Here is a 9,256-nt window from a genome sequence, read left to right as displayed (position 1 = left end):
CCCGTCCGCTCTCCCCCACCGCCAGCACCACCCCCTCTCCGCTGGTCAGCACCGCCTGGGCCCAGGGCTTGGCCTTGGCCGGCAGCAGCACCGGAAGAGGTGGCGGGCTAGCCCCCCGGGCGATGGGATGGAGGCCCACCCCCACCGGAAAGCGACCCTCCAAGGCCTCGCGGCGAAAAGCCCGCTGGGCCTCCTCCAGGAAGAATCGGGGAAGGTCTTGGGGGCTCGGCACATCCCAAAAGGCACCCCCCCCAGCCCGGGCCAGCTCCTGCAGAAACTGGCGGTCGGCGTCGGCCCCAATGGCCACTGTGCTGGTCTTAATCCTCGGGCTGGCGTCGCGGGCCGCATCAAAGAGGTCGGGGGTCACATCGGCAGCCAATCCGTCGGTGAGGGCGATAACCTGCTTGGAATCGGTGGGCACCCCCTCCAGCGCCTCCAACGCCTCTAGGTAGGCCCGGCGAATCATGGTTCCCCCCCCTGCCCGCACAGAGAGCAGCAGGCTCTCGGCCTCCTTGCGCCCCTGCTCGGTCATGGGACGAGGCCGAAAAAGCCAGCGCGGCCGGTCGGAGAAGAGTACCACCCCAATGTAGTCCTGCGGCCTGGCCGAGCGTACTAGCTCCAAAGCCCCTACCACCGCCAATCCCAGCTTGTCGGCCTCGAGCATGCTGCCCGAAACGTCCAGCACCAGCACAATCCCCACCCCGCCCGGCTCCTCCACCGGCTCCAGCGGCAGGCTGTCGGCCAGGCTGCTGCGCTCCCAGCCCCCGAAGAATAGCCCCCTAGAGGTGGCGGTCCAAAGCAGGCTACCCCCCTGCTGCAAAAAGCTCCCCAAGGCGTCCAGTTCAGCGGGCGAAAGGTCCTTGACCCCTACCCCCAGGGCCACCACCTCGGCCTGGATTGGAAGGGTAATTTCTTTGCGCTCCTCCACCACAAATCCCTGGGCCTTCAGGTAACGGGCCAGGGCCGCATCCCCCAACACCCAGACCCGGGTGGCATCGGAAGGGGTTAGCTCGAGCCGCGCCTCCTCCCGGCCCAGCGGGCTTTCCACCCAGGCCGAGACCACGCTGGGCCCCTCTAGCGAAAAGCGGTAGCCCAGGCTGCGCCGCCCAGGTTCCAGCGAAAGCACCCGCTCGAGCCGACCGGCTGGGCCTTCCAGGGTGAGCCGGGCCTGAATCGGCGCGGTGGCCTCCAGCACCGCCCGCACCTCCACCATCTCCCCCCGCAAAGGCAGGGTAGGCCCCAGCAAGGCCAAGGAGAGGTTAGGGCTAGGGGGCTGGTAGAGGGCATAAAGGGGCACTGGCGGGGGCAGAGGGCTGTCTTGGAAGAGCCCGTCCGAGACCAGCACAATCCGGTCGGGACGCAGTTCCAGGGCCTGCCTTATGGCCTCCTGCAAGCGGGTACCCTCCCCCAGGTCAAGCCGCCGCGCAGTGGGGGCCGCCACCGACACCGCTCCGCTGGCAAAGGCCACATAGCGGGCCCCGGGTAGATACAGCTCGGGTCCCACCTTCCACACAGCCTGCCGCACCGAGGGGCTTTGGTCCAGCAGAACCACCGTGCGCACCGGCCCCAGCGGCAGGCTCGGCCCCAAGGCAGCCAACAACAGAAGGGCCACCACCCCTAGGCGTAAGGCTAAGAGCACAACCCCATTATGGGACTTCGGGAATTAGAAAACGGCGCGGGAAAAATCAATCGCCGCCCCTTAGGGCGGCCTTTGGTGGAGGCGGGGAGGATCGAACTCCCGTCCAAAGACCCATCGGGCAGACATCTACGTGCGTAGTTGGTGTTTGCATCTCGCCTAGGCTTGCGCCACCAACAGCGGGCCTAGGCCTAGCTCCGTTGGGTTTCGCCCTTGGCTACGGAGCCTTGCCGCAGGCTAGCCGACTTTGGGTCGCCCGCTCAGCACGCCATCGGCTGGGCTTCTGAGGGGCGTCGCTGCTTAAGCAGCGAGAGCGTAGGTCTTGTTGCCAGTTATGGCTTTGCCCATTTTTACGAGGCCATGGGCTACCTCGGCACGCCGTACTGCCCTCAAGCGTCCCTGTCGAATCCAGTACGCCCCCGGGCAAAGCCCTATTCTAGCAGGGCTTCTTCCCTTTGGCAAGGTATGCTAATCGGCATGAAGCTAGACCCTACCCAGCTCGAGCGCGAAACCCTCATGAAAACCCTGGGCATAGAGATTCTGGAGGCCAGCCCCCAGAAGGTGGTGGCCGCGATGGAGGTGACCCCCAGGCTCCACCAGCCTTTCGGCTACCTACACGGCGGGGCCTCGGTGGCCCTGGCCGAAACCGTAGCCAGCATCGGAGCCTACCTGGGAGCCCCCGAGGGGTACACCAGCTTCGGAATGGAAATCAACGCCAACCACCTGCGCCCCGTCCAGGCGGGCAGGGTTGTCGCCACCGGTGTCCCCCTTCACTCCGGCCGCACCACCGCGGTCTGGAACATCGAGATTCGGGATGAGGCCGGCCGGCTGGTCTGCGTCTCCCGCTGTACCCTGGCCATCACCCCCCTGCGTTGACAAAACCCGAAGACCACCTATAGACTCACAGCATATGCAGGCCCATCGGGGACAGCCCGGCCAGACCCATCCCTTCGGGTACTTTTATTGGCCCGCGGTCCCCGTGAGGCTGGCGTAGCGGTTTTGCGCAGGCAAGCTTCCGGGGACAAAACCCCGGAAGTTTTCTTTGCGCAAGAGGAGGAAGCATGCTAATCATCCTCAAGCACGGCACAGGCCCGAAGGAGATAGAAGCGGTGGTGGAGGAGGTGCGGCGGGTGGGCTACCGGCCCCATGTTTCCGAGGGGGAGCACACCACCCTGATTGGGGCCATCGGCAAGGGGCCCACCCCAGAACTAATTGAGCACTTCCGCGCGCTAGAGCCCGTGCAAGACGTGATTCCCATCTCCAAGCCCTACAAGCTGGCCAGCCTCGAGGTCTCCCCCCGGCCCACCGTGCTGCGCTTCCCCACCGGGGCCACCGGCGGGGGGGAGGTGATGGTCGCGGCCGGGCCTTGCGGGGTGGAGAGCCTGGAGCAGACCCTCACAGCAGCCCGCTACGTCAAGCAACACGGCGCCCAGATGCTCCGGGGAGGCGCCTTCAAACCGCGCACCTCCCCCTATAGCTTCCAAGGGCTAGGGGAAGCGGGCCTAGAGATACTGGCCCAGGCCCGGCAAGCAACTGGCCTGCCCGTCGTGACTGAAGTGGTCTCGCCGGAACAGGTAGACCTGGTGGCGGCCTACGCCGACGTGCTGCAAATTGGGGCCCGCAACGCGCAAAACTTCGCCCTGCTCCAGGCTGCCGGGCAGTCGGGCCGCCCGGTGCTGCTGAAGCGCGGCATGAGCATGACCCTGGAGGAGTTCCTGATGTCGGCGGAGTACGTGCTGGCCCAGGGCAACATGCGGGTCATCCTGGTAGAGCGGGGCATTCGCACCTTTGAGAGGTCCACCCGCTTCACCCTGGATGTATCGGCGGTGCCGGTGCTCAAAAGCCTCACCCACCTGCCCGTTTGGATTGACCCCTCCCACGCCGCCGGCAAGCGCGACTGGGTCACGGCGCTGGCCCTGGCAGGGCTGGCCGCCGGCGCCGACGGGCTTATCGTGGAGACCCATCCCGAGCCAGAAAAAGCCCAGTCCGACGCAGCCCAGCAGCTCAACGAGGCCCAGTTCACCGAAATGATGAGCCGCATCAAAGCCCTGCTGCCGGCCCTGGGCCGCAGGCTCTCCCAGCCTTTGGAGATGGTCTAGCCAAGTACCGCAAAAAAGCCCCGAACGCAGGGCAACACCTATGATGAAACCCCTTTTCCGCAAGGTTGGCATCTTCGGAATCGGCCTGCTGGGCGGCAGCGTGGCGCTGGGCCTGCGGGAGCGTTTCCTGGCTGAGGAGGTCCACGCCTACGACCCTGACCCCAGGGCCCTGGAGGACGCCCTGGCCCTGCAGGTGGTGGACCGGGTACACACTGCCCCTGGGGGCTGGGTGGGAGAGCTCGAGCTGGGCGTGCTCGCCGCCCCGGTGGGGGTCTTGGTGGAGGAGGGCCGGCGGCTGGCCCAGTACGCCAACCCACAGAGCCTCTGGATGGATGTGGGCAGCGTGAAGGGCCCGGTAGTGAAGGCCCTGAGCGGGGTTCTGCCCAACTTCGTGGGCACCCATCCCATGGCCGGCAGCGAGAAGGCTGGGGTGGAAGCGGCCCACGCCGGGCTGCTGCAGAACGCGGTCTGGGTCATCAGCCCGAACCACCAGACCCCCGACGAGGCCCTGGCCCAGGTGCGCGGGCTGGTGGAAAACCTGGGGGCCTACCCCCTGGTGATTCCCCCAGAGCTGCACGACCGGCTGGTGGCCCGAATCTCCCACCTGCCCTACCTGCTGGCCATCGGGCTCAACCGGCTGGTGGCCCAGGACCCCCACCACGAGCTGCTGATGTTCCTGGCCGCCGGGGGCTTCCGCGACCTGACCCGGGTGGCCTCTGGTTCGCCCCGGATGAGCCGGGATATGGTGGTGGCCAACAAAGAGGCCCTAAAGGAGGCGGTGGAAGACCTGCGGGCGGTGCTTTTGGAACTCGAGAACTTGCTCGAAAGGCCCGAGGCGCTGCTCGAGGTGGCCCAAGAGGCCAAGCGCACCCGCGACGCGCTGCCCATCGTCAGGCGGAGCCTTTTGCCGGTGATGCACGAACTGGTAGTCCAGGTGCCCGATAAACCCGGCCAGATTGCCCGGGTTTCAACTGCCTTGGGAGAGGCCGGCATCAACATAAAGAACTTTGAGGTGCTGGCCATCCGCGACGAGGGTGGGGCCATCCGCATGGGCTTCGCTACGCTCGAGGAGCGCGAGCAAGCCCGGCAAATCCTGCAGGGCATCGGCTACCGGGTGCGCTGAGCCTCACAGCCAACCGCGCGCCCCAAATCCAACCGCATCCAAACTAAGCACCATCCCAGCCCCAGCAGCGCCACCCAAACACCAGCGCCGAGCTTTTGGACCTGGCCTGTAGCCACCTGGTGCACCTCGTACTGAAGTTGGGCAAAGAGCAGCAAGGCGACGAGGGAGAGTCCTGCAACCCAACCGCTAAGCCGCTGCAGGACCCTTTCTTGCCCGTCCGAGGGTAGGGCTTCAAAGGTTGCCCTATGGGGAAGGCTTAGGGAATTGCGGCCCTTGAGCGCCAGATGCAGCAAAAAGTAGGGGAGCAGAACCACCAAACTGGCCGCTACAGGGAGAAACCAAAAAGCGCCCTTGGGGTCCCAACCGGTCACCGCCCCATCCAGACCGAAATGCCTCGGGATGCGCTCGGGCAGGGAGCCGTACAGCAGGGCGGCAAAAACCCATACCCCAAGCAGACCCACCCAGACCAAGCGCCAGTAGGGCGAAGGCTTCACAACCCCAGGATAGCACCCCGACCATCACCCCGGGACAAAGTCAAAAACCACCAGCTCGGCCGGGGCGTTCACCCGCAAGGGCAGAAGCGTGACCCCCAGGCCACGCGAGACAAACCCGTGCACCGGAGGGGAAGCCGGGCTATAGCCAGGGCTGTAGAATCCGCCCAGGTAGCTCTGCCCGTAGTAGGAGGGGGTCCAGGGCGCCCCTAGGCCCGGCAGGTAGACCTGGCCCCCATGGGTATGACCGCTCAGGACCAGGGAAACCGGAAGACCATAGTAGAAGTCCCAGTAGTCGGGGTTGTGGGCCAGGGCCAGGCTGGCCCGGCCTGGCCGGTATCCGGCGAGCGCCGCCCTGGGGTCGGCCTCCTCGGCCCAGTAATCCTCCACCCCACTTAGGTACAGGTCCTCCCGCACCCAAACCCCCCGGTTGGAAAGGGGCTCCACGCCGTAGCGGGGCAGCGCCTTAGCCAAGCGGCGCTTCACCTCGGGCAGGCTGTTGTCGTGGTTGCCCCACACAGCGTAAACCCCCAGCGGGGCGCGAAGCTGCCCTAGGGCCTCGAGCAGGGCCTCGAGGTCTGGGGTAGCCGCACGGTACAGCACCCCCAGACCTGGCAAGCGCACCCCCGAGTCCACCAGGTCGCCGGTAATTACGACCAGGTCTGGGCTTTGCGCGTTGGCCGCCGCCACCCAGGCCCGCACCGACCCCGCGTGAACCAAGGCCCCGTAGTGCAGATCGCTCATCTGCACCACCCGAAGCGGCCTCTCTAGGCCCAGCAGAACCCGTCGGTACCGGCTAATCTCAAAGCGGTAGGCCGCTGCTCGAGCCCAAAACGCCGCCACCCCCACAGCCCCCAAACCCAAAAGGGTGAGCAGCCGGCGGCGGGAGAGCATCGCTAGCCCTTGTTCTTCTTACGCTCCTCGCGCTCCAAGCGCCGCCGCTCGGCCCGGCTCAGCCCGGCGTAGGCCGAGGAACGCCCCGGGCGGCGCACGGTGAAGGGGTCGGAAGGGGGCAGGGGCGCCCCGCGCTCCACTTCTGGGGCAACCGGCGCCGGGACGGGCTGGCGGTTGACCTCCACCTGAAGGCGGAAGAGGAACCGGGTCACCTCACTCTTGATGCTGGCGATCATCTCGTTGAAGAAGCGGGTGCCCTCGAGCTTGTACTCTTGGAATGGGTCGCGCTGACCGTATCCGCGCAGGAAGATGCCCTGCTTGAGCACATCCATGTTGTGCAGGTGCTCCTTCCAGGCGTTGTCCACCACCTGCAGAGTCACAAAGCGCTCTACCGCCCGGGCCAGCCCTGGCCCCTGGGCGTTGAGCTCGGTTTCGCGGGCCTCGTAGGCGGCCCTAGCGGCCTCCACCAGCCTTTCAATCCCCTCTTCGGCCTTGAGCTTGCGCAGGCCCTCGAAATCAAAGTCCCGCAGGGCTGGGATGTAGTCCAGAAGGCTCGCCCGCAGGCCCTCAAGGTCCCAGTCGTCGGGGTGCTGCTGGGGGTTTAGGTAGTTCGAGGCCACCCCGTCCACGGTGTCCTCAATCATGGCCAAAGCCCCCTCGCGCACCACCTCGTCGCTCCCCAAAAGCACGTTGCGCCGCTGGGCGTAGATGACCTCCCGCTGGCGGGCCATCACCTCGTCCAGACGCAAAAGCTGCTTGCGGATGTCAAAGTTGCGGTCCTCAACCCGCTTCTGGGCTCGCTCAATGGAGCGGGTGACCATCTGGTTCTCAATGGGCTCCGAGTCGTCAAAGCCCATCCGGTCCAGCATGGCGATGACCCGCTCCGAGGCGAACAGCCGCATCAGGTCATCGTCAAAAGAAACATAAAAGCGGCTGCTGCCCGGGTCGCCCTGGCGCCCCGAACGGCCCCGGAGCTGGTTGTCAATCCGGCGCGACTCGTGCCGCTCGGTGCCGATGATGTGCAACCCCCCAAGCTCCTTGACCCGCACCTCGTCGGCAGCACAAGTATCCCGCAGGCGACGGATTTCGTCTATCACCGAGGGGCGCACGCCAATCTCGGCGGCCAACCTGAGGGCTTCCTCTTCCTCCCCTTGCACCAGTTTCTTGATGAAGAGCTCAATGCGCCACTCCGAGCGGGGCTCCAGCCCCTCCTTGCGCAGCAGATCGGCGGCCAGGTACTCGGCGTTGCCCCCCAGCTTGATGTCGGTACCGCGGCCAGCCATGTTGGTGGCAATGGTCACGGTCTTGCTCCGCCCGGCCTGGGCCACGATTTCCGACTCTTTCTCGTGGTACTTGGCGTTCAAGACCTGGTGGGGTATGCCTTTTCGGATGAGCTCAGCGGTGTGTACGGCCCGCTTTAGGTACTCCCAGTAGGTGCGGAGGTTGCCCTTGGGCGGAATAAGGGGCTCGTAAGCCTCCAAATCGGCCTCCCTCAGGTTTCCAGGGCGCCCCAAGGCCTTCTTGAGCTTATCCCACTCCTCGCCCGACTGCTTCTCCGCCGCCTTCAAAAGCAGCTGGGCTCGAGCCTCCAGCCGTGGGAGGAAGTGGCGAACGTCTTTGAGCATGGCCGAAAGCCGCTCGGACTTCTCCACCGAGATGGTGCCCACCAAGACCGGCTGGCCCCTTTCGTACTTTTCGGCGATCTCCTCCACCACCGCAAAGAACTTCCCCCTTTCGGTGCGGTAGACCACATCGGGGTAGTCCTTGCGGATCACCGGGCGGTTGGTGGGGATGCTCACCACATCCATTCCGTAGATTTCCTGAAACTCCTTCTCCTCGGTCTTGGCCGTGCCGGTCATCCCGGCGGTTTTCTCGAAGAGGCGGAAGAAGTTCTGGTAGGTGATGGTGGCCAGGGTCTGGTTCTCCCGCTCAATCCTGACCCCCTCCTTGGCCTCAATGGCCTGGTGCAGCCCCTCACCAAAGCGGCGGCCCGGCTGCAAGCGGCCGGTAAATTCGTCCACAATGATGACCTGGCCGTCTTGAACGATATACTCCCGGTCGCGAAAGTAGAGCTCCTTGGCCCGGATGGCCTGGGTGAGCATGTGCGCGAGCTCCATGTTCTCGGTGTTGAAAAGCCCCTCCACGCCCAGGAGCTTCTCCGCTTTGGCAATGCCCCGCAAGGTGAGGTGGACCGCCTTCTGCTTTTCCTCCACGATGTAGTCCCCCGTGGGTTCGGCCTTGCTGCCCACCGGGGGCTTCTCCCCGCGCTCGAGCTTTTTAGCAATCTCGGCCATGCGGTAGTACACATCGGTGGCCTTCTCCGCCGGGCCGCTGATGATGAGGGGGGTGCGGGCCTCGTCCACCAGAATCGAGTCCACCTCGTCAATGATGGCGTAGTGTAAGGGGGTATCGTGGCGCAAAACAAGCTGCTCGGGGGTAACCGCCATGTTGTCCCGCAGGTAGTCAAAGCCGAGCTCGCTGTTGGTCACGTAGGTCACATCGCAGAGGTAGGCCCTGCGGCGCTCCTCGGGGCTCGAGTGGTTCTGCACCACCCCCACCGTGAGGCCCAACCCCCGGTAGATGGGGCCCATCCACTCCGCGTCGCGCCGGGCCAGGTAGTCGTTGACCGTGACCAGGTGCACCCCTTTGCCGGCGAGGGCGTTGAGGGTCACCGCCAGGGTGGCCACCAGGGTCTTGCCCTCCCCGGTCTTCATCTCAGCGATTTTGCCCTCGTGCAACACCGCCCCTCCAATGAGCTGCACATCGTAGTGACGCAGCCCCAGGTAGCGCTTGGAGGCCTCGCGGGTCAGGGCAAAAACGCGGGGCAAAAGCTCATCCAGGCTGGCCCCGTTCCTGTGGGCCTCGCGCAGCCGGGCGTACTCCGCAGCAAGGTCTTGGATGCGCGAGATTTCATCCTCGAGCGCGTTCACGGGCCCCACCACGGTCTTCCAATAGCGGGCCACCTTGCGCTCATTGTTGTCCAGCAGTCGGCTAATCCAGGCCAGCATAACCA

At 65.5% G+C, this 9,256-nt stretch carries 7 protein-coding genes and 1 other RNA gene; 3 read left to right on the top strand and 5 right to left on the bottom strand.

Going from position 1 to position 9,256, the window contains the following annotated elements:
- Nucleotides 1-1,639 (bottom strand): vWA domain-containing protein (locus Mlute_RS05325; RefSeq protein ID WP_119359707.1); only part of this gene is annotated, 1,639 nt, incomplete at its 3' end.
- A gap of 73 nt (nucleotides 1,640-1,712) precedes the next feature.
- Nucleotides 1,713-2,057: a transfer-messenger RNA gene (gene ssrA, locus Mlute_RS05320) on the bottom strand.
- Between the two features lie 56 nt (nucleotides 2,058-2,113).
- Between ssrA and Mlute_RS05315 the strand changes: the two genes are divergently transcribed.
- The 3 genes from Mlute_RS05315 (at nucleotide 2,114) to Mlute_RS05305 (ending at nucleotide 4,858) form a co-directional block, all read left to right on the top strand.
- On the top strand, nucleotides 2,114-2,512 hold the full coding sequence (locus tag Mlute_RS05315) for a hotdog fold thioesterase (protein WP_119359706.1): 399 nt from the start codon (nucleotides 2,114-2,116) through the stop codon (nucleotides 2,510-2,512).
- 185 nt (nucleotides 2,513-2,697) lie between these two features.
- Nucleotides 2,698-3,735, top strand: coding sequence for a 3-deoxy-7-phosphoheptulonate synthase (gene aroF / locus Mlute_RS05310; protein WP_119359705.1), 1,038 nt, complete (start codon nucleotides 2,698-2,700; stop codon nucleotides 3,733-3,735).
- 43 nt (nucleotides 3,736-3,778) lie between these two features.
- A complete protein-coding gene (locus Mlute_RS05305; protein ID WP_119359711.1) occupies nucleotides 3,779-4,858 on the top strand; it encodes a prephenate dehydrogenase/arogenate dehydrogenase family protein in 1,080 nt (359 codons plus the stop codon).
- On the opposite strand, the gene Mlute_RS05300 is transcribed toward Mlute_RS05305, so the two are convergent.
- From Mlute_RS05300 to secA, 3 genes are read right to left on the bottom strand one after another with little or no spacing between them, the layout of a single operon-like run.
- Nucleotides 4,843-5,352 (bottom strand): DUF1648 domain-containing protein, encoded by a 510-nt coding sequence (locus Mlute_RS05300; RefSeq protein ID WP_119359704.1) that lies wholly within the window; start codon nucleotides 5,350-5,352, stop codon nucleotides 4,843-4,845. The two genes, Mlute_RS05305 and Mlute_RS05300, sit on opposite strands and share 16 nt — an antisense overlap.
- A 24-nt stretch (nucleotides 5,353-5,376) precedes the next feature.
- Nucleotides 5,377-6,243 carry a metallophosphoesterase gene (locus Mlute_RS05295; protein ID WP_119359703.1) on the bottom strand — a complete coding sequence of 289 codons (867 nt, stop codon included), beginning with the start codon at nucleotides 6,241-6,243 and terminating at the stop codon, nucleotides 5,377-5,379.
- A 2-nt stretch (nucleotides 6,244-6,245) separates the two neighbouring features.
- Complete coding sequence (gene secA / locus Mlute_RS05290) at nucleotides 6,246-9,251, bottom strand: preprotein translocase subunit SecA (RefSeq protein ID WP_119359702.1); 3,006 nt, start codon at nucleotides 9,249-9,251, stop codon at nucleotides 6,246-6,248.
- Nucleotides 9,252-9,256: the final 5 nt, after the last annotated feature.

Origin of the sequence: Meiothermus luteus (genome assembly GCF_003574085.1) — a bacterium.
GTDB lineage: Bacteria > Deinococcota > Deinococci > Deinococcales > Thermaceae > Meiothermus > Meiothermus luteus.
This window is presented reverse-complemented; position numbering and strand designations above follow the sequence as displayed.